This window comes from Coriobacteriaceae bacterium, from assembly GCA_025992705.1.
GTDB lineage: Bacteria > Actinomycetota > Coriobacteriia > Coriobacteriales > QAMH01 > QAMH01.
Genome location: DAJPGJ010000001.1, coordinates 1,601,215 through 1,625,286, shown reverse-complemented (window position 1 = coordinate 1,625,286; position 24,072 = coordinate 1,601,215). Strand labels below are relative to the sequence as shown.

Genomic DNA, 24,072 nt, shown 5'->3' with positions numbered 1-24,072 from the left:
TGCTTATAAACAACGGTTGAAAAGACCATATAGGTAGATGAAGTGCATGTTTGCGGAATAATAATATGTATAACAAAAGATAATGATTTTTTGAAAAATAAGCTCGTCAAAATTAGTAATTAAGTCAATACATTTCCAGTTGTCGAATTTAATAATTGACGAATTACCTGTAGATTTCTAATCTGTTAGCATTTTCGCAGGTCAAGCACGTATTGAAGTTGTTTTAAAAAGTAGGCAATGCACTGCATATAAATTTAAGAACAACTCGTTTGCTTTGCTTCGAGGAAAATCCACGATTCGCATTAGAGCGAATTTGATCGAGCGAAACAACTGAATCTTAGTCATATTTTGTAAATCAAGAATTATCCCCAGATATAAGAGTTAGACGCATTTTCACTAATTATGAAGAGAGATTTCTTGACTTCGCGACCTGCGGTCGCTCCGCTGGAAATGACAGGGGGGCCAGATTTCTCGACTGTGCTCCGCTTCGCTCGAAATGACAGCAGAGGGTCTGTCCCCCTGTTGCCAACGGGGCGTTATTTTGGCGCGTAACGGAAAAGGGAGACCCAAGATGGGTCTCCCTTCGTTTCTGCGCGCAAAACGCCGTATACGGCAAAATATTGCGTCGGTATCGCAGGCAGCCGTCCTAGCCGATCTTCTCGGTCTCCATGCGGCGCTCGAGCGCGGTCGGATGGATGCTGTGACGCAGCGCCGTCTCGGGTGTGATCTTGCCCTCCTTCACGAGCTCGAAGAGGCTCTGGTCCATCGTGCGCATGCCCTCGCGCCCGCCAGCGGCGATGATCGAGTCGATCTGGTAGGTCTTCTCCTCGCGGATAAGGTTGCGGATGGCGGCGTTGGCGACCATGATCTCGAACACTGGCAGCGTCGTGCCGTCGATGGCCGGGACGAGCTGCTGGCTCACGACGGCCTGGAGCACGAGCGAGAGCTGCATGCGGATCATGTGGCGCTGCTCGGCGGGGAAGGCGTCGATGATGCGGTCGATGGTGCCGGCCGCGCTGTTGGTGTGCAGCGTCGAGAAGATGAGCTGCGCCATCTCGGCGGCGGTGATCGCGATGCCGATGGTCTCGGCGTCACGCATCTCGCCGAGCAAGATGATGTCCGGAGACTCGCGCATCGCGCTGCGCAGGCCCTCGGCGTAGGTCGCGATATCGGTCGGGACCTCGCGCTGCGTCACGATGCAGTTCTCATGACGATGCACGTACTCGATGGGATCTTCGAGCGTGATGATATGGCGATTGCGTTCGTGGTTGATGCGGTCGATGATGCAGGCCAGCGTCGTGGACTTGCCCGAGCCGGCAGGGCCGGTGACGAGCACGAGGCCCTTCGTGAGGTCGGCGAGCCTGAGGACGCTGTCGGGGATGTGCAGCTCTTCGGGGTCGGGCAGGCCGAAGGGAATCACGCGGATGACAGCCGAAAGCGAGCCGCGCTGGCGGAACACGTTGGCGCGAAAGCGGCCGATACCGGGGAGCGCGAACGAGAAATCCTCGTCAAGATTATCCTTTTCGACGAAGTTGCTGAAGTCACGCCCGGCAATCTCGTAGATGGCCTCGACCACCGTACGCGTGCTCTCGGGGGTCAGTGCCTCGCCGTCCATGCGCACCTGGCGCCCGTTGACCTTGTAGGTGAGCGGCAGGCCGGCCACCACGAAGATGTCCGACGCCTTCAGGTCGATCATCTGCTTCAAGAGCTCCGAAAGTAACATGATTCTTCCTCTCCTTTACATGCCCGACCAAAGGGTATCGGTCTCGGCGCTATTGACCTTGGCTGTCATGTTCCATTTGGTGATGCGGTACGTCCCGCCCGAGCCAAGCTCGAGCTCGATATCGAGCACGCGTCCGCTCGGGCAGGTGAATTGGGCGGTGATGGTGGAGCCGTCGAGCTCGGCGCTCACCTCGATGACGTCATCGGTCGCGGCGGCTGCCTCGGCGCAGATCGCGGGCAGGGCGCTCGCGAGCGAGCCGGCGGCGGTGATGGCGCTCGTGGTGGCGGCATCTTGCGTGGCAGTGGCCGGGTCGCCTGCCGTGGCGGGCGATGCGGCCGGAGCCGAAGGGCTGGCATCCGATTGACCCGTACGTGCCGCGAGCTCGGCGGCGGCTTTCTCGGCCGCGGCCTTCTGGGCGGCCGCGCGCTCGGCGGTGACGGTCGCGTCGGCGTAGCCCGCGTCGATGCGGGCTACGAAGGTCTGGGCGGCGGTCTCGGCCTGGTACTGCTGGGCCATGGAGTCGGCCTGCAGCGTGGTGAGGCGATAGGTCGCGTTGGAGGTGGCAATCGAGAGAACGGCGAGCGTGGCAAGGCAGATCACCGCGATGAGGGCGAACAGCGAGATGGGGCCGATGCGCACGGAACTCTGCGACTCGTTCATCATCTCACCTCGCTTACGTAGCGGGCCGTTGTCAGCGTGTAGATGTCCTCGTACTCGTTGGAGACGGTGATCGTCGCCTCGTAGAGCGTGCCGCTCGTCGTGAACTGCGGCGTGATCGCGCAACGCACCGACAGGCCATCCTGGCCGGCTTCGGAGATCTCGGCGCTCGTGGGGTTGGCCGAGAAACGCTCGGCGGCGTTGGCGGCGACGGTAATCGCGCGCTCGAGCTCGAGGCTCTTCTGCGCCTGGTTGGCCGACGCGAAGAAGAGCTGCGAGACGATGGCGAGCGTGATGACGAGAAAGACGAAGAGGACGAGGGCCTCGACGATGAAAGCGCGGCTGCCCCGGCGCGTGCGACGCGGTGAGCGACGCTCGCTCGTATGTGCGGCGCGTGTGCTCATCAGTTGTCTCCCTGCATCGTGCGCAGGGCGACTTCCGTGGTGCCCTGATCGGTTTTGATGGTGAGCAAGCCGCTATCGTACGAGAGGTCGAACTTGGACGAATCCGCCAATTTGACGGATCTACTCGCATCATAGGGGGTACCCGAAATAGCGTATTCCTCGACAATTGCATCGTTTATGAGGTAGATACGGGTCTCATAGGTGCCCGTGTCGAGGTACTCCACGAGCACGAGGGAGGGGCCTTCGGGGCCCACGCCGACGCGGACGGCGTTCACTCCGTCGCGTGCGCGGACGGTGTTGCCGATGAGCTGCTTGCCGAGGCGCCCCTCGTCGGTCGACAGCTGGATGTTGGCGACGTTCTTGTAGATGGTGACGCCCGTGACGAGTGCAACGAGCAAGATGGCCAGGAAGACCAACATAAGCAATGCGGGGAAGTAATTTCGGCGCCGTTTCTCGGGCTTTTCAGCCCGTATGGTCGTCAAAGCGTTGAGAATGTCGGTGTTTCGCTGTGTCATCGCACGCTCACCGCCACGCTCGGGGGTATGTTATCGGCGAACCATTCGTAGTTGATCACGTAATCGTCATGGTTGACCGTGAGGCCGTAGGCATCCTCGAGATGCGAGAGCGACGAGGGGTAGGAGCCCTCGATCGCGTAGCACTGCATGGCCGTCGATAGGATTGACTCGCGTATGGAGGCCGTGCCTTGCTCGCGTGACATCTTCTGGAAGGCGATCGTGCCGATCACGAGGGCCACGATGAGGACGAGCGCCACGAGCGTCACGATGACGCCACGCGCGCGGCGCGCCCTGATCTCCGATTGTGTGCGCTCGTGATACATCTGCGTCCTAGCCGATCGAAGTCATGATGCCGATGAGCGGGAGCATGACCGAAACGAGCGTCGCGCCGACTGCGATGGTGAGCAGCGCGGCGAGCATCGGCTCGATGCGGTCGAGTGCGCGGTCGAGTTGAAGCGTGGCGTCGTCGAAGAGCATGGTCGACATGCTCATGAGCACCTCGTCGAGGCTGCCGGCGTGGGCGCCCACGGTGAGCATGTGCGCGTAGAGCGGGTCGAGGACGTCGTTTTCCGCGATGGCCTGTGCGAGGCTACGCGGGTTCTCGAGGTTCTCCATGGCCGCAAGCGTGCGTGCGAGACGTGCCCTGAGCTTCTTGTGACGTACCGTTTGCATCGCCTGGCGCATGGCCGTCTCGGCCGTGATGCCGGCGGCAAGGTACGTCGAGAGCGCCGAGGTGAAGCGCGAGAGCGCAAGTTGGTACATGGCCAGCTTCGTGGAGCCGACATGCTCGAAGAGACGCAGGACGCGCTCTCGGCCTGCCTGCGTGCGGCTCGAGATCGCGAGGTAGATGGCGAAGAGAGCACAGACGACCGTGATGCCGAAGGCAACCCAGCCGATGACGATGGAGGCAAAGCCCATGCCGGAGAAGCCGGCGGTGAGCGAGCCGGCCATGTTCTCGTAGACGTTCGTGAAGACGGGGAGGATGACGATGACGGTCACGGCGAGGATGATGGCCATGATGCAGAGCAGCGCGGCGGGATAGCCCACTGAGCTGCGGACCTTCTGGAAGGTGCGGTCCTCCTCGCTGTAGTAGACGTCGAGGGTGCGCAGCACCGACTCGAGACGGCCCGATTTCTCGCCTGTCTCGACCATGTCGACGGTATGCTGCGGAAAGGCGCCGGTTGCGCGCATGGAGGCCGAGAGCGACTCGCCGGCGATGATGCCGCGGTAAATCTGGTCGCAGACCTGCCTGAAGCGCGAGCCTTCGCGGTTTTCCGCGAGCAGGTGCACGGCCTCATCGACCTGCATGCCCGCGGAGAGCATGGTCGCGACGCTTCCGCAGAAGGCGGATAGGGCGCCGCTTTCGAGCAGTTTAGCTGCCATTGTTCTCCTCGCATCCCTCGTCTAGCGTGACGTTCATTCTAGTGCATCCTCGCAATTATCGTTGAGCCGGTTAATACACGTAGCGGTCTTGGTAGCCCACGCCGTCGCCGACATAGTCGCCGCCGCCGGTCGAGGCGAAGGTGAGGTCGACGCGCGACCATTCGCGCGGGTTGACGGAGAACTGGACCGTGTGCCAGGTGCCATCGATGTAGACCATGATCCAAGCGTGGTAGAAGTCGTTGGGCGAGACGTAGCCGGTGACGATGCGCGCCGGGATGCCGACGCTACGCAGCATGGCCGCGCCGAGGGAGGCGTAATCGAAGCAGATGCCGCTCATCGAGGACAACGTGGCGTCCGGGTCGGGGACGTAGCCGCTCGAAGACGAGAGACGCTCGGCTTTGGCGGTGTCGTAGGAGACGTTGTCGATGATGAAGTTGCAGATCGCGCGCAGTGCGTCGCCTTGCGTGGCGCAACCGGCCGTGATCTCGCGCGCCTTGCGCACGGCCGCGCTTCCATCGTCGAAGCTGCAGAATACGTTGGGACGCAGGTAGGGCTCGAAGGGGGAGTCCAAGGTGACGCTCTCGGTGGCGGAGAGCAGCTCGACGTAGTTGGAGCCGCTCGTGTTTTGCATGACGCGCAAGGTGTAGGTGCCGTTATCCATGTTCATGGGCACGAAGACGGGTGTGCCGTCATTGGGCATGTCGTAGTTGTAGCTGTTGCCGCCATTCTTGACCTGCAGTTTGAGGCGTGCACTGCTCACGCCCGTGGCGGCGGCGTAGCCCTGTGAGACGTGCGAGACGTCGATTGCGCAATTTGGCCCCTGAACGGCGGCTCCGCTATCGAAGGAGACGCTCTGCACCGAAGCTGGCGGGTTGAAAGCGGCACCCGAGACGGTCTCGCCGCTGCCCGAGCCGCCCTGTTGGGTTGCGCTGCTCGTGCCTTCGGACTTGGAGGAGCTTGGCGTGGAGGAATCGTCCGGGATGCTGCAGCCGCAGGCAGCGAGCACGAAGAGGGCGAGGAGCGCGAGCATGGCAGTGCCCACCGCGATGACCCTTGTGATATGCGCGCATTGACGCTGCACGGACGCTCCCGAACTCGAATTACGTATACGTATCGAGCATTATAAAAGACGCGCGTGACGTATCCGTGACACGCCTGCAACGTCTCGGCTGACGGGGGAGGAGCAAGATAGGGTTTGGCGCGTCTGCAGTGCAGAATCCGCCAAGCGGCGTATATGCCAGGGCCCAACGGTCAGGGTGGTTCCCGTGGGCCGGTGGCTATAAGGGGACAGACCCCCAGGAGTCGCAGAGATCTCTCCACTCCGGTGCCTGGCGGCACCTCCGGTCGAGATGACAATGGCGGTGGCGATAAGGGGACAAGCCCTCGGATGCCATTGCGGCTGGGTGTGAGACAATAGGAAGAACTAGCTTACATGCACGTCAACGCGAGGAAGGGACGCTCATGCCCGAGTTCATCTACCAGATGCACGATGCACGCAAGGCACATGGAAACAAGGTCATTTTGGACGAAGTGACTTTGAGTTTTTACCCAGGGGCCAAGATAGGCGTCGTTGGACCCAACGGAATGGGCAAGTCGACCCTCCTCAAGATCATGGCGGGTCTCGAGGACGTGAGTAATGGTGAGGCCCGTCTCACGCCCGGCTTCACCGTCGGCATACTTCAACAGGAGCCAGAACTTGAGGAAGACAAGACCGTGATCGAGAACGTGCGCCTCGCCTTCGGGGACATGCTCGCCAAGATCGAGCGCTTCAACGAAGTTTCCGCCGAGATGGCCGACCCCGATGCCGATTTCGATGCTCTCATGGAGGAGATGGGACGGCTCCAGGACGAGATTGATGCAGGCGATGGATGGGATCTCGACAGCCAACTAACGCAAGCTATGGACGCGTTGCAGCTGCCTGATCCAGAGGCACCTGTTGAAGTGCTCTCGGGTGGCGAGCGAAGGCGTGTTGCACTTTGCAGGCTCCTGCTAGAAGCTCCCGATCTATTGCTGCTCGATGAGCCGACAAACCACCTTGACGCAGAATCCGTGCTCTGGCTCGAGCAGTTCCTGAAACGTTACGAGGGCGCCGTGCTTGCCGTGACGCATGACCGATACTTCCTCGATAACGTTGCGGAGTGGATCTGCGAGGTTGATCGCGGTCATCTATATCCATACAAGGGCAATTACTCCACGTACCTCGAGACCAAGGCCGCGCGTTTAGAAGCGCAGGGCCAGCAGGAAGCCAAGCTCGCAAAGAAGCTCGAACGCGAGCTCGAGTGGGTGCGCTCGAGCCCCAAGGCGCGACAGGCCAAGAGCAAGGCCCGTCTTGAGCGCTACGAGCAGATGGATGCCGAGGCACGCTCGATGAAGAAGGTTGACTTCACCGATATTCACATCCCCCCTGGTCCACGATTGGGCAACAAGGTGCTCGTTGCGGACCACCTCAGCAAATCCTTCGGGGACCGTGTGCTCATCGACGATCTCTCCTTCGAGCTGCCGCGCAACGGTATCGTGGGCATCATCGGCCCCAACGGTGTGGGCAAGACCACGCTCTTCAAGTGCATTGTCGGTCTTGAAGAGCCAAGTGCAGGCACGCTTGACATCGGCGAGACCGTCAAGATTGCCTACGTGGATCAGAACCGCGCTGGTATCGATGCGGACAAATCATTGTGGGAAGTTGTTTCGGACGGCCTCGATATCATTCAGGTGGGCGAGACCGAAGTGCCGAGTCGCGCATACGTGGCAGGCTTCGGTTTCAAGGGCCAGGACCAGAGCAAGCCTGCAGGTGTGCTCTCGGGTGGAGAGCGCAACCGCCTTAACCTCGCGCTCACACTCAAGCAGGGAGGTAATCTCCTCCTGCTCGATGAGCCAACAAACGATCTCGATACCGAGACGCTCGCGAGCCTTGAGGAAGCGCTGCTTGCGTTCTCTGGCTGTGCAGTCATCACAAGTCACGACCGCTGGTTCCTCGATAGGATTGCGACGCACATCCTTGCCTGGGAAGGAACCGAGGAGAATCCTGGGCACTGGCACTGGTTCGAGGGTAACTTCGACTCGTACCAGAAGAATCGTGTCGAGCGTTTGGGAGAAGTGGCCTCTCGCCCGCATCGTGTCTATCGAAAACTGACGAGAGACTAATAAGTAATAGATTGCGTATTCAACCCAAAATGGTCGCATGAAAAAGCAATATATTGCATACAATGTCTATTTTGCCTGTATATTTGTACTGTATAGGTAATTTGAGCAACATATTTAGCTGGTACCTATAACGAAAAGACATCATGAGAGCGCTTTAAAACATCACACTATACGGAACCTGTATATAGTGTTGGCTTCGTCAACTTTAAGATAGCGCAGAGCGTCTCAAAAGACAACTGGTCCCCTTGTACATCGCCCTCAATTCAAAGCTTTACATCCTCTATTAGACGGTACCGCTGTGATTTTATGCAGGATGCCCTTTGGGTTGTTATCAAAAGCAATCTCATCTATTGTCTAAGTCATGCTGAACAATGGGGTACCCGTTAAGCATGCACGTATTTAGCGGGCCTCACGTTTTCATTTGCTCGCATCATATTAACAGGCACCATATTGAATTGAGAGGAAAGCCCGCGTTTGCTCATACGGGGCAAGCCTCCTGTATGCCTCCATGCAAGTGTAATCTACCTATGCCTGTGGAAAATTACTATCTCCACCTTTCTGGAGATACGTATCGTGACCTTGTCTCTTCTCTGAGCTGGTACGGGCATGACATGCAGTACCGGTGTCCTGGTCAGGCCGCATTTCCTTTACACAGGCACCAGTTAAATAAATCAAATTCCAAAGGAACAAGTAGAAGATTCTCGTAAAAAGAGGCATCAGAAACCCTGTTAGAAATTACTGAATGGGAAATTTATTCACGGCTCCTATACGAAGTTCCCCTTCTTGTGAATTATGGCTAAGTTTCCCGTAGGAACCTGTTTTCAAGATATACAGGGTTCCAACAGGGGCAGGTTTTGTTGATAGCCTGAGCCCTGGATGATCTTCAAATTATTTTCTAGAGAAACTGGGCGTATAGCACAATTTCTCCTGTTTTTTCTTTTTCCGAGCTCAACCAGGCACTTTTTCCTGATATCGCAGGTCAAAAACAACGCGTTCTAGTGCCTCTTAAAACGATTCTGGCCTTTAAGGTGGTACTCGGCATGCAAAAAACCTTATCGGCCCTTAGACGCCAAAATATTGCGTTCTACGGGTATATCGCCTAATTTCGGTGTCAAAATGCTCCAACTTGAACTCCAGAAGCGCCCCTCATACAGGTACCAACCGCTGCTGTGGCAGGAACCCCGAAGCTGAAGAGGAAAAGAAATGCTTCGAAGCAGCGCAGATCTATGAAAATTTCTATTTAGGCATGATACCCAAATATAAATTTATGTCCAGGTAGGGAAAGTCTTGCAAAATAATCTTAGTCATTAATCCTACGAAATGACCACATTAATGCTTAATTACCGCAATATGCTAAGAAACGACCAAAATGCCCTTAAATCCTAGTCAAAATTTAAGAGTGGGTAACATGGTCAGTGCTAGCAAAAATCGCCCTGATAGCAGGAAAGTTGCTATACAGGCATAGCAAGATAGCACTGCTGTAAAGCACTGCGTCAAATCCCGTAAAGCAAGATACCTGGTTTACTATCTGGCTTCTATCGAATGGCTATTCGATCCAGTGAAACCAGGCTCTGACCTTGTATAGCATAGGGAATAGCATAGCTAGGCAACGTATAGCCTAACGCTATAACCAAGTCCCCTCCTGGATAGCTCTTCAGTTGTGAATCGTTCGTTCGTGCTCTGTTTCTCGTTCTTGGTACATTTCTTGCTTCGTTTTCATACGCCGAGTGTCTTGATGGTGAGATCAAAACACTGTCGGAGGAACTGGTTGTTTGCCGGTGTTTTGGTTGCCCATTACTATGTTTAACCAGTTCCGTGACGTATTACGGACGAATTATACGCATATAACCAGGAAACGCAAGCTTTTAAATAACTTAGACATATTAGTAATAAAAGACTAAGACAATAATTAGCCTTCTATAAAAGCGCAGGTCAAATGGTGTTTTGATCCTTTCTATTCATACTGTGTTTCCTCCAAAATCTTGTTCATTCACAGCATTTTCACATCTTACCCACAAATATATTTCCGTCCTATATAAACCTCAAAATATGGGATATCGCCTTTCCCAAACGCAAGACCTGTGCTAGGTACCTGCGGTGATGAGTCCTTCTTGTGCGCTTTGCCTTGTTCTTCGCACGCAAACTTCTGTCTTTACTGCGTGTTCAGGTATCATTAAGGTCGTTCGATGCGTGATTCACCCTGTCATCGAGGATGTGAACGAGATGAAAAAACTCATACCTTGTCTTATTAGTGCGCTGTGCCTATCCCTTCTGTGCCTTGCACTTGTCGCTTGTGGCCCTGACTACAAGCCCAACTTCGTGGGTACTTGGCGTGTCACGGCAATGACGGATAGTTCGGGTGCTGAGCTCACCTCCACAATCGAGCAGCTTGCTTCCGCAGAGAAGTACCTCACCCTTACGCTTTCCGATGAGGATGATCAGGCCAGCTTCGATCTTGCCAACCAGACGACGCTTTCGGGCACTTGGAAGCCGACGGGGGAGGATACCTGCGTTATCGACTTCGAGGGCTACGAAGAGATACCTGCCACGCTTTCAGACGGGGCGCTCACCTTTGAAGAAGGTGGCCAGACCATGACCTGCACGAAGCAGGAGTAGACGTGAACATTACGGTCTATTGTGCCTCATCATTTGGCGAGGACGAGGCCTTTGCTCGAGAGACGCAGACTCTTGGATCCTGGATCGGCGCGCATCATCACACACTAATATATGGGGGTACGAGTGTCGGCCTCATGGGGCTCATTGCGGGTGCCGTGCTTGATGCGGGAGGCGAGGTCATTGGCATCTTGCCCGACATACTTTCCGATCGCGAGCCGCCGTCTGGTCGTCTGACGCAGCTCATTCGCGTCGAAACCATGGCGCAACGCAAGGCCACGATGATCGAACTCGGCGAGGTTTTCATTGCTCTGCCAGGAGGCCCGGGCACGCTCGAGGAATTATCGGAGATCATGTCCCTTGTTAAATTAGGCACACCGCCTGGTTATCTGTATCTACTCAACAGCAATGGATACTATGACGAGCTCATCGCCTTATTTGATCGCATGCTCCTGCATGGCTTCATGACGCCAGAGATGCGTTCGTATCTCAAGGTCGCAGACTCGGCAGACGAGCTTGTGCGCATGATTGCCACTTTGGAGTAGGGGAGGCGCGTCATGAACGCCGAGCAATATACGGCCCTTGTCGCGTCCATTTCGTGACAATCCCGCAGCGTTGCGGGCGTTGGTGCTGGTCAACGACGGACTCAAGTGGCTCTGCTACCTCCTCTATCCTATGCTGTTGATACTCGTGGCCCTGCATGACCCATCCTTGCTGCTAAAGGAGATTCTGGTTCCAGCGGTGCTCTTCATCGGATTGAGCGTGTTCAGGCGTCCTCTACAATGCGCCACGCCCCTATGAAGCCCTCGCGATTGACCCCGCTCATGCACAAGGACACCCAGGGCAAATCCTTTCCCAGCAGACACATCTTCTCAGTGTTCATGATTGCCACGTGCTGGCTAGCATACTGTCCACCGCTTGGTATTGCTTTGCTGGTGGGCGGTGTGGTCATGGCGATCATACGCGTTGTCGGGGGAGTGCATTACCCCCAGGGATGTCATCGTGGGGGCGCTCGTGGCCGTGTTCGGGGGCATTCTGGGGCTGTGGATATTGCCCTTGTCCTAGTTCCTGTCAGGCTTTTCCTCGCTTGGGCAGGATGATAGAGCAGAAATACGCTCTTGCCCCACAAATCATAATATGGGCTTGAATACCATACAAATTCCACTTGATTTTTGCTTGAAAAAGTGTATTATCCTACCCAGATGCAATAAAAGTGTCTAATACAGGCATTTTGATGCACTCTGCATGACGGCGACTTGCATGCAGGTTGTGACGAGGATTTAACGGGTTCTCTGCACAACTCAACATAGCCTCAACGCAGTCGCGCGCAAGATCGTCGTCATGCAGGATCGAGGGTTGTTCGGCGTGTTTTTGGCGCGAAATCCTCGTACAAAAGAAGGTGGGGGGAGACCCCTTCGCGCAGACGAGAAACCGGCTCCAGGAGGGCGGTGATGCTCGTCTGCTAGCGTATATCATCCCAGGACAACGTGTATAGCAACCAGATGCCTTCTCAAGGTGCTAGCAACTGCCTTCAAGACCTTCAAAACTCTCTTTTCGCCGCATAAGACTCATGGGCAACCAATGGCCTTTTGGGGATCCAGGGAGTGATTTTGCACCCCGAGCGGAAAGAAGGGGACAGTCCCTGGATTCTATAATTAGACATAAAATCTAGCCAAACTACTCGTTTCGTGGGTAGAATCACATTTCTTCTTGGTCGCGCTTGTCCTTAATCTGTCTGAAATGCGGTCAAAGACAGGCTTATTCTCCCCACCTGGCCACTATGGGGAGGGAGGAGAATTCATCCTCCCCAGCAATTGTCTATGTTAGGAATATACAGGCATCATATTACCTATTCAAAAGCCTTTAAAAGCACCTGCTCAGAGCGTCATATTCCAAGGTCACATGCATTTTCATGCAATGAGGTACCTAGTATCTTGCCATCGGCTGTCCATAATACGGATTATCTTGGCCCCAGTAGGCCACCATTTGCGCAAGAGCACTTTCCTCCTCCATTGATTGTGGTTTATCAGGGAAAATCCTACCCAAATGGCAAATGCTGCATCCGTTCATGCCGGTCAGAGGAATATCAGCCGAAGAACGCGCACGCTCGGCAATGCTTCCGCGGCGTGCCTACGCGCATAATTTGTCCTGTTTTCTATGCACCGAAAATATCGTTATACCTGCTCACATGTATAATCATACCCATTGAATTGTATGATTGAGCAAGATTTAACAGCATGAACTGAGAGGATTCGTGACATGGGGACGGGGAGGTGACAGGGGGACGGGGCGGATTCTAGCGGTCATTGCACGCATGGAAAGGATGTGGTGCAATGGCTAAATACTCTATCGATGATTGGACGGCGGTCAAAGAGAGGCTTCGCGCGGGTGATTCGATCAGGGAGTGCGCAAGGCGGACCGGAATCGGGCGTGGTGCCGTTTTCAAGTGGAGCCGAATGGACCGCCCTCCGGATCGGATGGTGCTTACAATGGACGCCGCGAGCTGCCCGACCCCGAGCGCAAGAACATCGCCCAAGCAGCGCCTGACATACGAGGACCGCTGCTTTATCGCGGCCCTTCTCGATGTCGGGCGCACCAACCAAGAGATTGCCGATAAAATGAACATCAGCAGGACGACCGTCGCTCGCGAGCTTTCTCGGGTGCAAGGACCCTACGATCCGAGGCACGCCCAGCTTGATGCGAGGAAGAAGGCGAAAAGGCCAAAACCCCGCAAGCTCGATGCCCGAGGCCCCCTTAGGGCCTATGTGCTGCAGATGCTTGCCAGCAGATGGTCGCCCGAGCAGGTCTCCAAGCGGATCGAAGAAGACTTCCCGGATGACGAGGGGATGCGCATAAGCCACGAGACGATATACCGGTCCCTTTATGTACAAGGCTACGGGACGCTGCGCCATGAGCTCGGCGTCGAGTACGCCTTGCGCACCAAGCGCCGCGGTCGCAAACCGGCATCCAAGCTCCCCGCAAAGAACAGGCCCTGGCTTAAGGATGCGCATATATCCAAGAGGCCCCCGGAGGCGGGTGACCGCTCCATCCCCGGGCATTGGGAAGGGGACCTGATCATTGGAAGCGACCTGTCGAGCTGCCTCATAACCCTCGTGGAGAGAAGGTCGCGCTTCCTTTTGATGTCGAGGCTGACCTGCCATGACGCGGACACGGTCGCAGAGCGCATGGCGCAGATGGCCGAGGGGATCCCCGAGGAGCTCAGGCGCACGCTCACCTGGGATCAGGGGTCGGAGATGGCATGCGTGGACAGGTTCAAGCTCTCCTCTGGCTTCGAGGTGTATTTCTGCGATCCGCACTCTCCTTGGCAGCGGCCCACCAATGAGAATGTGAACGGGCTGATCAGGGAGTTCTTCCCCAAAGAGACTGACTTCACGGAGGTGTCGGACGAAGAGGTGGGCAAGGTGCGGTGGCTGCTCAACAACCGTCCGAGGAAGGTCCTGGGCTGGAAGTTCCCTTCCGAGGCTATGCAGGAAGTGTTGGCGGAAGGTGCAATGATCGCCTGAACCCAGGAAGTGTTGGCGGAAGGTGCAATGATCGCCTGAACCCGCCCGGGGGTTCTGTCACGTCCATGGACGTGACAGAACCCCCGTCCCCCTGTCACCTCCCCGGCGTGCGCCCCTTACGGCCTCAGTGCCTATACCCCGCGGAAGATATGGAGAGGGAGGGGAGAAAGCTTGCTCGCGCGCGAACTAAAGGGTATGATGGGCGCTCGTGTGTACCCGCAGCTTGGCTGTGCACCCGGCACCCTGGATGTCGGCTCAGCTTCGGGCGTATTGTAAAGGCGCCGGCCACACGCGGTGCCCAGACATGAAAGGGTGGCTAGTCACATGGCAGTCTCCAAGGAACGCAAGGCCGAGCTCATCAAGGAGTTTGGCAAGGATGCCAACGATTCTGGTTCCGCCGAGGTCCAGGTCGCAATTCTCACCGAGCGCATTCGCGAGCTCACCGAGCACGTCAAGGTCCACAAGAAGGATCACCACACGCGCCGTGGCCTGCTCATGCTCGTCGGTAAGCGTCGTCGTCTTCTCTCTTATATCAAGGAGCGCGACATCAACAACTACCGCGAACTCATCGCAAAGCTCGGCATCCGCGACAACATCTAGTCGCAAAGCGCAGGGAAGGGCCGCATGCAGCGGCCCTTCTTGTACCTGCATCTCATGGTAATGCCCGTCCACGCAGGACGGCTGAAGGTGCTCTTTCGCACGGGGCGGGAGGGCTGAAGTAGAGGAAAGAACATGACTAAGATTACGCACGAATTTGAACTGTACGGGAAGAGCTACAGGCTCGAGACCGGCGAACTTGCCAAGCAGGCAACGGGCGCGGTCGTCGTGAGCCAAGGCGACACTATCTTGCTCACAACGGCTGTTGTGTCCAAGGAGCGTCGCGATCTCGACTTCTTCCCCCTCACGGTAGATTTCATCGAGAAGATGTACGCCGTCGGTCGCATTCCCGGTGGCTATCTCAAGCGCGAGGCGCGTCCGAGCGAGAAGGGCACGCTCACGGCTCGTCTCGTCGATCGCCCCATTCGCCCGAGCTTCCCCGACGGCATGCGCAACGATGTCCACATCGTCATCACCACGCTTTCCGTCGACCAGGTTAATCAGCCTGACGTCATCTCCATCATGGGTGCTTCGGCCGCTCTCATGGTGGGCGGCGTGCCCATCGAGGGCCCGGTCGCCGGCGTGCGCATCGCACGTACCATCGCCGAGGACGGTCTCGTCGATTACATCGTCAACCCGACCTTCGAGGAGGCCGAGGCCTCCGACCTCAACCTCACCGTTGCCGGCACTAAGGAGTACATCTCCATGGTCGAGTGCGGTGCCGATGAGGTCACCGAGGAGGACATGATCGGTGCGCTCGAGTTTGCCCAGGAGGCCATCGGCGCATTCTGCGAGGAGCAGCAGAAGTTCCTCGACAAATGCACCATCGAGCCCAAGACCTACGAGCTCGATGAGCCCATCCCCGAGGTCGTCTCCAAGGTCGACGGCTTCTATGCCGCCATGGAGGCCGCCCTCAAGGATGCCGACAAGCAGTCGCGCATCGCCAAGGTCGAGGAGCTCAAGGACGAGATCAAGGCGTCCTTCACCGAGGAAGAGCGCAGCATGTGGGGTCGCGAGATCGCCGCTGCCTGCAAGGCCCTCGAGAAGCGCGCCATGCGCACGATGATCATCGAGACCGGCGAGCGCGTCGACGGTCGTGCCAACGACGAGATTCGCCCGCTCTACATCGTGCCGCATTACCTGCCCCGCGCCCATGGTTCGGGCCTGTTCCAGCGCGGCCAGACGCAGGTCCTCTCGGTCGTCACGCTCGGCATGCTCAACGAGTGGCAGCGCCTCGACACGATCGACCCTGCCGAGGGCAAGCGCTACATTCACCAGTACAACTTCCCGCCGTACTGCACGGGCGAGGTTGGCCGCATGGGTGCTCCCAAGCGCCGCGAGCTCGGTCATGGCGCCCTGGCGTCTCGCGCGCTCGAGCCGATGATTCCCAGCGAGGAGGAGTTCCCGTACACCATCCGCGTCGTTTCCGAGGTCATGGAGTCCAACGGCTCGTCGTCCATGGCATCGACCTGCGGCTCCACGCTCGCGCTCATGGACGCCGGCGTGCCCATCAAGCGCCCGGTCTCCGGCGTCGCCATGGGCCTCATCAAGGAAGGCGACCAGCACGTCATCCTGACCGATATCCAGGGTCTCGAGGACTTCCTCGGCGACATGGACTTCAAGGTCTGCGGCACGACTGAGGGCATCACGGCCCTGCAGATGGACAACAAGGCCAAGGGCCTCTCGACCGAGATTCTCGCCGAGGCGCTCGGCCAGGCCAAGCGCGGCCGCGCCTTCATCCTCGACGCCATGCTCGAGAAGATTCCCGCTCCGCGCGAGGAGCTCTCCGAGTATGCGCCGCGCATCATCACGATCAAGATTCCGGTCGACAAGATCCGCGACGTCATCGGCACCGGTGGCAAGGTCATTCGCGGCATCCAGGAGGAGACCGGCGCTTCCATCGAGGTACACGAGGACGGCAACGTCTTCATCGCATCGGTCGATACCGGCGGCGAGGTTGCCCGCAAGATGGTCGAGGACATCGTCAAGGTGCCCGAGGTGGGCGAGGAGTACGAGGGCGAGGTCGTCAACATCCAGTCCTTCGGCGCCTTCGTCAAGCTCACGCCGAACAAGGACGGTTTGCTCCACATCAGCCGTGTGGCCAATGGTCGCGTCGGTGCCGTCGAGGACGTGCTTTCCGAGGGTGACATCGTCAAGGTGAAGATCATCGAGGTGGACGAGAAGACCGGCAAGATCAGCCTGGATCGCCTCGACAAGCCCGACGCTCCCGAGGGCAGCTCCAAGCCGCGCAACGACAAGGGCCATGGCAACGACCGCAACAACCGTCGTTCCAAGGACACGCGCAAGCCGCGCCGCAGGGACTAAGCGCGTCACGCTCGCTTCTTCGCGACTTCTACAGGACGCGGGGGATGTACGCCAGAGCTCAGAAACCCATTCGCTCTGGTCGCACATCCCCCGCGTCTTTTGCGTCGTCTGAAAATGGTAGAATACAGGGACTTTTACGAGTTCCAGGAGCAATCACGTGGCACGACGCAGGGAGACATACGTAGGTGGCGGTCCTCACAAGGGTCGCATCATCTACGGCGGCGATAAGCGCGGCATCTTCGGCAGCACCGGTCGGCGTCACATGGGCTCCCAGATGCGCATCTACAGCAAGACGCCGCGGCGCTGGCCGCGCATCGCCCTCATCGCCGCCCTCGTCGTCATCTTCATCGCCTGCGTGTGGCAGTTCGCCTGTGGCGGCCTGCCCTTCCTCAAGGCCGAGGAGAAGACCGAGAGCAATTCGGGCGTACTGGCCATCGTCGTTCAGAACATCGACGTGGCGCGTCAGAAGGCCGGACTTGCCGGTCTCAACGGCACGGCACAGCAGGGTCTCGACACGCAGGTCACCATCTCGGCAGTGGGGGACTGCACCTTCGGCAAGGATCCGGATTTCCCGGATGCGACGAGTTTCAACGCGTTCTACCAGGCAAACGGTCCCGCCTATTTCTTTGCAGACGTACTGCCGTTTACTTCGGCAGATAACCTGACGATCGCCAACTGCGAGGGCACCTTCACGGAGAGCAACGACATCCAGGAAAAGTCCTTTAACTTCAAGGCTCCCGCGGAATACGCCAACGTCTTCGTCCAGGGCAGTGTTGAGGCTGTAAACCTAGCCAATAACCATTCGTTTGACTATGGTACTACGGGCTACAATGATACGAAGGCAGCGCTTCAGGATGCCGGAATCACGAGCTTCGGGTATGACCGCACAAACACCTACGAGGTCGATGGCATCAAGATCGGCCTCTTTGGCGTCAACGAGCTCGATGGCGTCGAGAAGGCGCAAAGTCTCATGCTCCAGGACATCGAGCGCTTGCAGAAGGAGGGCTGCGCGATTATCGTCGGCACCTTCCACTGGGGCAACGAGGGCGAGTACGAGGTCACGGCCACGCAGGTCTCGCTCGCGCATCAGGCCATCGATGCCGGATGCGACCTTGTCTTGGGCTCGCATCCCCATGTGCTGCAGGGCATCGAGTACTACAAGCAGCGTTACATCTGCTACAGCCTTGGCAACTTCTGCTTCGGTGGCAACACCAATCCCATGGATTACCGCACCGTGATCTACCAGCAGACCTTCCCGATCAAAAACGGTCAGATCGCGCTTGGCGAGGCCATGCGTACCCAGGCCCGTGTCGTACCCTGTCTGGTCAGCAGCTCCTCGAGCGTGAACGACTATCAGCCCATGCCGCTTTCCGGCGATGCGGCTGTGGCGGCGATCGAGGCGCTCAACGGCTATTCGGCCACGCTGGCGGGCGACGGCGCCGAGTTCTCCACGCGACTCGATGAGTCCGGATATTCGCAGGTGAAGTGATTTGGCCAAGCGCTGGAATATCATCCTGCCCATCGTGGTCGTCATCATCGTGGCAGTCATCGTCTTCATCAAGCGTGACGACCTGGGCTCCTTTGTCGAGACCATCAAGGACGTCTCCATCGTTCCCTTTGCACTTGCCGCGTGCTGCCTGTTCGGGCGCTACTTCAGTCATGCCTTCGCGTACAAGGCGGTGTTTCGCTGCGTGGACGAGGACGTGAAGTACCTGCACATCGTGCCGCTCGTCTTCTCCGTGACCTTTGCGAACGACTGTGCCCCCACGGCAGGTACGGCCGGATCGGTACTCATCGCCGCCTGGTCGCATAAGCAGGGGCTCGACATGGGCAAGTCGGTTACGGTTGTCTTTCTCGAGAAGATCGGCTTCTTCGGAGGCTTCGCCGTCGTCATGCTCATCGGCTTTGCCATCCTCATCTTCACGGGGCAGATGGTTTGGTATCTTGCCCTTGGTGGCCTAGCTGTCCTACTTATGATTTTTACCTTCGGGTTCGTGATGTGGCTCGGATATAGTCATGTCGAGACGGAGCAGAAGCTCTTCGCCTGGATCGAGAACCTTGTCAATCGTGCCCTCATCGTCTTCAAGCGCAAGCCTGCCGAGCCTTGGGCTGGCCGCATCGCGGCGTCATTTCACGAGGCAGCGAGCATTGCCGTCGACAAACCACGCCAGCTCATCGTCATGTTCTGCCGCATGGTGCTGCTGCATGCCTGTGATTGCATGTGCTTCATCTTCGTGGGCTTTGCCTTCGGGTACACGTACATCCCGTTCCTCATGGCCTCCTACGTGGCGGGCTTCATCATCGCGACCTTCATCCTGCAGACCATCGGCGCTGTCGAGATCCTGCTCGCGCTCGTCCTGAGCGCCTATGGGGCCACGCCCGCCCAGGCCGCGGCCATCGCGCTTGCATACCGTGGCCTCATCTTCTGGATCCCCTTCATCATCGGTGCCATCTGCATCAACATCACCGGCCAGCAGAAGCAGGTCTTCGCGCAGGGGAGCGAGGAAGTGCTCGTCAAGGGCGGTGACGAAAACGCCGCTCAGGCTAAACTCGAGAGCTCGTCAGAGGCCCCTATCATCGAGGACATGACCGAGATGCTGCCCGTGCCGCCTGCGGCCTGGACACGCGAGCGCGAGCGTGAGCATCACGAGACCTACGCGGTCAAGCTGGCCGATATCGTCGATGCCTTCCAGATTGATGATATCGTGGCTTACACCACGGCACGCGACAAGAACGAGAGTGAAACCGAAGTTACCCAGCGTGACCAAGATGAAATAATCGCAGGTCAGAGTACTGAGGAAGCAAATGACTCTGAGTACCCCGTTCCCCCTCAAGGTGGCTCTGATACTACGGTGAATGAGATATTTATGCGGGTCACAGCTGACCAGGAACAGCCCCAAATTGATGACGTAGATACTGTCACCTTAGACATACAGGAAGAAACTGACGAGGAAACAGAATAGGAGCGTACGACAAGCATGGCCCTCTCAATTGGCATCGTTGGGCTTCCCAACGTAGGAAAGTCCACGTTATTTACGGCTTTGACCGATCAGACCGGTCTCGCGGCCAATTATCCCTTCGCAACCATCGATCCTAATGTAGGCATCGTTCCCGTACCCGATGAGCGTCTCGAGAAGTTGGCCGAGATCGCCCATCCCGGACGCATCGTCCCGGCGACGGTCGAATTTGTCGATATCGCGGGGCTCGTGAAGGGTGCGAGCGAGGGCGAGGGACTGGGCAATCAATTCTTGGCCAATATCCGCGAAACTGACGCAATTTGTGAGGTTGTCCGCTATTTCAGCGACCCTGATGTCATACGACATGAGAGTAGCCAGGATCCGACATCCGACATTGAGACCATACGCACTGAGCTGGTCTTGGCTGATCTGGCCACACTCGAGAAGGCACTCGTGCGACTCGAAAAAGAGGCCAAACGCGACAAGGCGAACCTTCCCAAGTACGAGATGGCAAAACGCGTGGAAGAATGGCTCAACGAGGGACATCCTGCGCGTCTCCTGGACATGACTGACGAGGAAAAATCCCTCCTGTACGATTTGCACCTTTTGACCATGAAACCTGTTCTTTACTTGGCCAATGTTGACGAAGATATGGTCAATGCAGACCTTGACGAGATCGACGGCATCAAGCCACTGCCCATTTGCGCGCAGGTTGAAGCGGAGCTTGCCGAGCTTGATGCGGATGAGAAAGCCGAGTTTCTTGCCGATATGGGGCTAGAAGAGCCGGGTCTTTCGCGTCTGGCCAAGGCGGCTTATCGCCTGCTGGGTCTGCAGTCCTTCTTCACCGCAGGCGAGATGGAGGTCAAGGCCTGGACTATTCCCATCGGTGCCAAGGCTCCGCAGGCTGCTGGCGTCATCCATACGGACTTTGAGCGTGGTTTTATCAAGGCTGAGACCTGTAGTTATGACGATTACGTCGAGCTTGGGGGAGAGGCTGGTTGCCGTGCTGCCGGCAAATTGCGCCAGGAAGGCAAGGAATACGTTGTGCAGGATGGCGACGTCATGCACTTCAAGTTCAACGTGTAAGTGGACTGCACATATATATAGAAGCAGCACACGTATTAGATATATAGTCTAGTTATTGAAGGAGATGTATATGAAAAACGCTCACGCCAGTTCAATCAAGGGTCTGAGCATCGCCGTCATCATTTTGTCTGCCCTGGGCATACTCGCCGCTGTTCTCCTCATGGTGTTTTCGGGCGTGCTCAGTGCGATCATCATGAATGATGGTCCGGAGCTCATGAATGACATGCGCTATGAGTACGATGGCACCTCGATGTACTTTAACGATATCGATCCTGATGATGCATTCTTTGTCAGTGCCATCATGATGTTGCTTGGCGGGGGCCTGTCGGTTTGGCTGCTCATTTGCTGCGTCGGTGGACTTATTGCAGGCATCCTCGGCGTGATGCATGCCGCCAATCCGCCCAAGCTCGGGCTCGTCATGGGTTGGGCTATAGCCGGTACCATTCTAAGTTTCCTTGGCGGAAGCGTCATCGTAGCGGTCTTGCTCATCATCGTTGCCGTCTTCGCAAATTCCGATAAACGCATGTACTGTCAATAAGCGTCTGCGTCATCAGAGCGCGCGGAAGGGGTGTCAGAATTATCTGGCACCCCTTACTTTTTCGACAGGATGGGTGGCATTATGACAATGGGACAGCACAGCTTGCGTAAAGTCTTTGCCGACGCCTTTGCTTTGTACGCCGGTGACTTCGCGTGACTTCCGTTCGTTTTGTCAGCTGATGCGTGCGGTTATATTCTCGCTTCGTTTTGTTTGAATAACAGGTACAGGATAATTATCGTAGGGTCGACTGGTAAGCAAATCGCTTTGAGCGTCGGTAAATCAAATGGGTACCCGCTTATATAAGTGGAAAGTCCGCATGTTTGGCATAGGGGCACATGAGAGCGGATCCCTCTGGTTTCGAGAAAGGAAGATTATGTTGCCAGTGCTCTTGTTCTGGCGGACGTATGCGGCGCTGAGGCCGCGCGGGGAGAAGATCTGTCACAGCAACTATGTCACGGAGCTGTGATTGATTAGAAAAGCAGTATATTGCCTATATATTATCCCAAGGTCATAGGCATTTCGCATGTGCAGTATGCAACATATAGGAAATATATTGCATAAGTTTCTCTAGAAGAGAAAATCGAAGGAGAGCTGGTCTTCCTCGTTCGAGTCACTCGGTTCCTCAGACCTTACCTCAGGTTCAGTAGGGGACTTGGTTTGCGACGTTGATTGCTCATTGTCAGCTGATTTGACGGGTACCGCTTGTTCATCAAGCGAGTCAGACGCGGATCCGTCTGAGAGTTCAGATACATCGGTGTCTGTGGCTTCGTGGCTTCCCAGGCCTTCTGCATCTCGTTCAGAAACCCTTTCAGCTTCTGAGACGTCCGCGGTTTCCCGCGCGGGGAGGGCTTCGGATTCATGATTCTCTGCAGCCTCCTGTTCTAGATTGACGGTCGGTTCGCTTTCTTGCTCCGCTTCATTTGCAGAAACATCATTGAGGTCCTGCGTTGGTACGTAATCATCTTGAGATTGCGTTTCATTGACAGGTTCCTGCTCTGATATTGCCTCATTTGCGTGCTCCGTTTCTTGCTGCGTTTGTATGTCATTCTCTGGTACCTGCTCAGATACCAGACTAAAGCCTTCGTGAGCCTCGATTATGGTCTCGGAAACAATCCCCTCTTCGACCGTTTCCTCTATTTCGCTTGTATGAGCAGAAATATTGGCAGGCTCCTGCTCAATTTGTGTACCTGTTGTTTCCGGAATGGTGGCATCCTCGCTCAAAAGATCTGCCGATTCCTGTTCTTCTGCTACTTCGGGGGTACTATGAGCCGTCTCGTTCTCATCCCAAGAAGTGGCCATTTCGCTTCCGGTGAGGTTTGTGGACGTGACACGCTCTTCGATAATGGGCTCGGATGTCGCGGAATCGCTTTCCAGACGGATGTCCTCAGAAGGTGCTAGCACCCCATTGACCGGGGCGTTCTTTGCCTCTGCGAGGATTTCCTCGACCTCTTCCTCTCTGACGACGAATTCCTCGACCGTACGTTCGACGACGACCCGTTCCTCGGTCATCTTCGTGTACAAGCTCTGTGACCAGGAGCTTTGTGCAGGCTCCTCAGGGTCGAGGTCACTGCGCAGCATCGCGATGGTGTTCGTGAGGAGGGGAGAGCTCTCGATCGTTGTCTCGAATGTGTCCAAATCCCCTGGTCGGCCGCCTGCTAGCAAGGCCGCGACCCCACCGAACACGAAGTCGATGGAGGAGCGCGTCTCGCTCGGGAGCCTGTCTTCGCGCAACTTGAAGAGGGCGAGCCACTCGTTCACGACGGAGCGCTTGGCATCCTCGAGTAGACGCTGGTTGCCGTTTTCGCTCGCCAGCACGCGTAGATGATCGAAGCCTTTCTGCGCTTGAGCTGCGACGTCGTCTGCATCAGCGGCTTCATCGGCGACGAAGCCTTCGAGGAGCATGCGTGCCACAGCCGCGAAATCCGCGTGTTCGACACTTGCCTGGGCGAGATCCCACATGCTGTCGTAGTGGTAGTAGTAGGAGTTACGATTGACCTTGGCGCGGCTCACGATGTCACGTACCGTAATTTCGCTGAAGGGCATTTCCTTCATGCAATCCCAGAATGCGAGCTCCATGCGTTCGGTTGCGCTCGGTCCTTCTGCATTCTTCGGCGGTCGTGCCACGTTCGCTCCTAAAATAGACAACTAATCCAAAAATACTTCGACTAATCTATCGTTATTCAAATTAGATTGAATGTCCATGCATACTATCACGAATTAGACTTTCTGCCCACAAAAAAAATAGGACAAATAAGCTATTTATCTGTCCCAATCCAAGAAAAGGGGACGGCCCTCCCATGTTACGGGAAGGCCGTCCCCTCGAATGTGTATCGTCGTGATGGGCTTCTAGCGCCTAGGCTGGCATACCCGTATCCCGGTTCGGGTCGATGTTGCCGTAGCCTTCCTCCGTTCTGACATCCGGATCTTCCTCGAGCTCGACTTCGGTGTCGATGACATCGATGTCCTCGGTCCCGTAGCCTTCCTCCGTGCTGATATCGGGATCTTTCTCAAACTCAACCATGATGGACTCCATTCCCTCACGATGTGCATGTGCAGACTTATCTGTCCACGTGAATATTTTACTCGTCCTATAAATGGGCGCGACCGAG

At 56.7% G+C, this 24,072-nt stretch carries 19 protein-coding genes; 10 read left to right on the top strand and 9 right to left on the bottom strand.

What is annotated here, in order from left to right:
- Nucleotides 1-646 precede the first annotated feature (646 nt).
- The 7 genes from OIM11_07320 to OIM11_07290 form a co-directional block, all read right to left on the bottom strand.
- On the bottom strand, nucleotides 647-1,723 hold the full coding sequence (locus OIM11_07320; protein ID HJJ00936.1) for a PilT/PilU family type 4a pilus ATPase: 1,077 nt from the start codon (nucleotides 1,721-1,723) through the stop codon (nucleotides 647-649).
- A 15-nt stretch (nucleotides 1,724-1,738) separates the two neighbouring features.
- Nucleotides 1,739-2,383, bottom strand: a complete 645-nt coding sequence (locus OIM11_07315) for a hypothetical protein (GenBank protein HJJ00935.1) — start codon at nucleotides 2,381-2,383, stop codon at nucleotides 1,739-1,741.
- Entirely contained in the window at nucleotides 2,383-2,784 is a 402-nt protein-coding gene (locus tag OIM11_07310; GenBank protein ID HJJ00934.1) for a hypothetical protein, read from the bottom strand. Before OIM11_07310 ends, OIM11_07315 begins: the two co-directional genes overlap by 1 nt.
- Nucleotides 2,784-3,299 carry a DUF4860 domain-containing protein gene (locus OIM11_07305; protein HJJ00933.1) on the bottom strand — a complete coding sequence of 172 codons (516 nt, stop codon included), beginning with the start codon at nucleotides 3,297-3,299 and terminating at the stop codon, nucleotides 2,784-2,786. The genes OIM11_07310 and OIM11_07305 overlap by 1 nt, the downstream gene beginning before the upstream one ends.
- Nucleotides 3,296-3,622 (bottom strand): hypothetical protein, encoded by a 327-nt coding sequence (locus OIM11_07300; GenBank protein HJJ00932.1) that lies wholly within the window; start codon nucleotides 3,620-3,622, stop codon nucleotides 3,296-3,298. The genes OIM11_07305 and OIM11_07300 overlap by 4 nt, the downstream gene beginning before the upstream one ends.
- 7 nt (nucleotides 3,623-3,629) lie before the next feature.
- Nucleotides 3,630-4,682 (bottom strand): type II secretion system F family protein, encoded by a 1,053-nt coding sequence (locus tag OIM11_07295; GenBank protein ID HJJ00931.1) that lies wholly within the window; start codon nucleotides 4,680-4,682, stop codon nucleotides 3,630-3,632.
- Between the two features lie 70 nt (nucleotides 4,683-4,752).
- Complete coding sequence (locus tag OIM11_07290) at nucleotides 4,753-5,763, bottom strand: transglutaminase-like domain-containing protein (protein HJJ00930.1); 1,011 nt, start codon at nucleotides 5,761-5,763, stop codon at nucleotides 4,753-4,755.
- 380 nt (nucleotides 5,764-6,143) lie between these two features.
- On the opposite strand from OIM11_07290, the gene ettA reads away from it, so the two are divergent.
- From ettA to OIM11_07240, 10 genes are all read left to right on the top strand, one after another.
- Nucleotides 6,144-7,823, top strand: coding sequence for an energy-dependent translational throttle protein EttA (gene ettA / locus OIM11_07285; protein ID HJJ00929.1), 1,680 nt, complete (start codon nucleotides 6,144-6,146; stop codon nucleotides 7,821-7,823).
- A gap of 2,223 nt (nucleotides 7,824-10,046) precedes the next feature.
- Nucleotides 10,047-10,439 carry a hypothetical protein gene (locus tag OIM11_07280; protein HJJ00928.1) on the top strand — a complete coding sequence of 131 codons (393 nt, stop codon included), beginning with the start codon at nucleotides 10,047-10,049 and terminating at the stop codon, nucleotides 10,437-10,439.
- 2 nt (nucleotides 10,440-10,441) lie between these two features.
- Nucleotides 10,442-10,981 (top strand): TIGR00730 family Rossman fold protein, encoded by a 540-nt coding sequence (locus OIM11_07275; GenBank protein HJJ00927.1) that lies wholly within the window; start codon nucleotides 10,442-10,444, stop codon nucleotides 10,979-10,981.
- Between the two features lie 1,944 nt (nucleotides 10,982-12,925).
- Nucleotides 12,926-13,960: an IS30 family transposase gene (locus OIM11_07270; GenBank protein ID HJJ00926.1), complete on the top strand. Its 1,035-nt coding sequence runs from the start codon at nucleotides 12,926-12,928 to the stop codon at nucleotides 13,958-13,960.
- Nucleotides 13,961-14,284: 324 nt separating this feature from the next.
- A complete protein-coding gene (gene rpsO, locus OIM11_07265; GenBank protein HJJ00925.1) occupies nucleotides 14,285-14,560 on the top strand; it encodes a 30S ribosomal protein S15 in 276 nt (91 codons plus the stop codon).
- A gap of 132 nt (nucleotides 14,561-14,692) precedes the next feature.
- Nucleotides 14,693-16,882, top strand: a complete 2,190-nt coding sequence (locus tag OIM11_07260; GenBank protein ID HJJ00924.1) for a polyribonucleotide nucleotidyltransferase — start codon at nucleotides 14,693-14,695, stop codon at nucleotides 16,880-16,882.
- Between the two features lie 157 nt (nucleotides 16,883-17,039).
- Entirely contained in the window at nucleotides 17,040-18,371 is a 1,332-nt protein-coding gene (locus OIM11_07255) for a CapA family protein (protein ID HJJ00923.1), read from the top strand.
- A gap of 1 nt (nucleotide 18,372) precedes the next feature.
- Nucleotides 18,373-19,845, top strand: coding sequence for a flippase-like domain-containing protein (locus OIM11_07250; protein HJJ00922.1), 1,473 nt, complete (start codon nucleotides 18,373-18,375; stop codon nucleotides 19,843-19,845).
- A gap of 15 nt (nucleotides 19,846-19,860) precedes the next feature.
- The gene (gene ychF, locus OIM11_07245) at nucleotides 19,861-20,925 is read left to right on the top strand and encodes a redox-regulated ATPase YchF (GenBank protein HJJ00921.1); all 1,065 of its coding nucleotides are present in this window, start codon (nucleotides 19,861-19,863) and stop codon (nucleotides 20,923-20,925) included.
- Between the two features lie 70 nt (nucleotides 20,926-20,995).
- Nucleotides 20,996-21,463, top strand: coding sequence for a hypothetical protein (locus OIM11_07240; protein ID HJJ00920.1), 468 nt, complete (start codon nucleotides 20,996-20,998; stop codon nucleotides 21,461-21,463).
- Between the two features lie 567 nt (nucleotides 21,464-22,030).
- On the opposite strand, the gene OIM11_07235 is transcribed toward OIM11_07240, so the two are convergent.
- Together OIM11_07235 and OIM11_07230 are read right to left on the bottom strand one after the other, a co-directional pair.
- Nucleotides 22,031-23,587 carry a hypothetical protein gene (locus tag OIM11_07235; protein HJJ00919.1) on the bottom strand — a complete coding sequence of 519 codons (1,557 nt, stop codon included), beginning with the start codon at nucleotides 23,585-23,587 and terminating at the stop codon, nucleotides 22,031-22,033.
- A 229-nt stretch (nucleotides 23,588-23,816) separates the two neighbouring features.
- Complete coding sequence (locus OIM11_07230; protein ID HJJ00918.1) at nucleotides 23,817-23,984, bottom strand: hypothetical protein; 168 nt, start codon at nucleotides 23,982-23,984, stop codon at nucleotides 23,817-23,819.
- Nucleotides 23,985-24,072: the final 88 nt, after the last annotated feature.

Coding starts and splice junctions, on each gene's coding strand:
- OIM11_07320 (HJJ00936.1), bottom strand. CDS start 1,723: ATGTTACTTTCGGAGCTCTTGAAGCAGATGATCGACCTGAAGGCGTCG.
- OIM11_07305 (HJJ00933.1), bottom strand. CDS start 3,299: ATGACACAGCGAAACACCGACATTCTCAACGCTTTGACGACCATACGG.
- OIM11_07280 (HJJ00928.1), top strand. CDS start 10,047: ATGAAAAAACTCATACCTTGTCTTATTAGTGCGCTGTGCCTATCCCTT.
- rpsO (HJJ00925.1), top strand. CDS start 14,285: ATGGCAGTCTCCAAGGAACGCAAGGCCGAGCTCATCAAGGAGTTTGGC.
- OIM11_07270 (HJJ00926.1), top strand. CDS start 12,926: ATGGACGCCGCGAGCTGCCCGACCCCGAGCGCAAGAACATCGCCCAAG.
- OIM11_07315 (HJJ00935.1), bottom strand. CDS start 2,383: ATGAACGAGTCGCAGAGTTCCGTGCGCATCGGCCCCATCTCGCTGTTC.
- OIM11_07300 (HJJ00932.1), bottom strand. CDS start 3,622: ATGTATCACGAGCGCACACAATCGGAGATCAGGGCGCGCCGCGCGCGT.
- ettA (HJJ00929.1), top strand. CDS start 6,144: ATGCCCGAGTTCATCTACCAGATGCACGATGCACGCAAGGCACATGGA.
- OIM11_07295 (HJJ00931.1), bottom strand. CDS start 4,682: ATGGCAGCTAAACTGCTCGAAAGCGGCGCCCTATCCGCCTTCTGCGGA.
- OIM11_07240 (HJJ00920.1), top strand. CDS start 20,996: ATGAAAAACGCTCACGCCAGTTCAATCAAGGGTCTGAGCATCGCCGTC.
- OIM11_07230 (HJJ00918.1), bottom strand. CDS start 23,984: ATGGTTGAGTTTGAGAAAGATCCCGATATCAGCACGGAGGAAGGCTAC.
- OIM11_07310 (HJJ00934.1), bottom strand. CDS start 2,784: ATGAGCACACGCGCCGCACATACGAGCGAGCGTCGCTCACCGCGTCGC.
- ychF (HJJ00921.1), top strand. CDS start 19,861: ATGGCCCTCTCAATTGGCATCGTTGGGCTTCCCAACGTAGGAAAGTCC.
- OIM11_07260 (HJJ00924.1), top strand. CDS start 14,693: ATGACTAAGATTACGCACGAATTTGAACTGTACGGGAAGAGCTACAGG.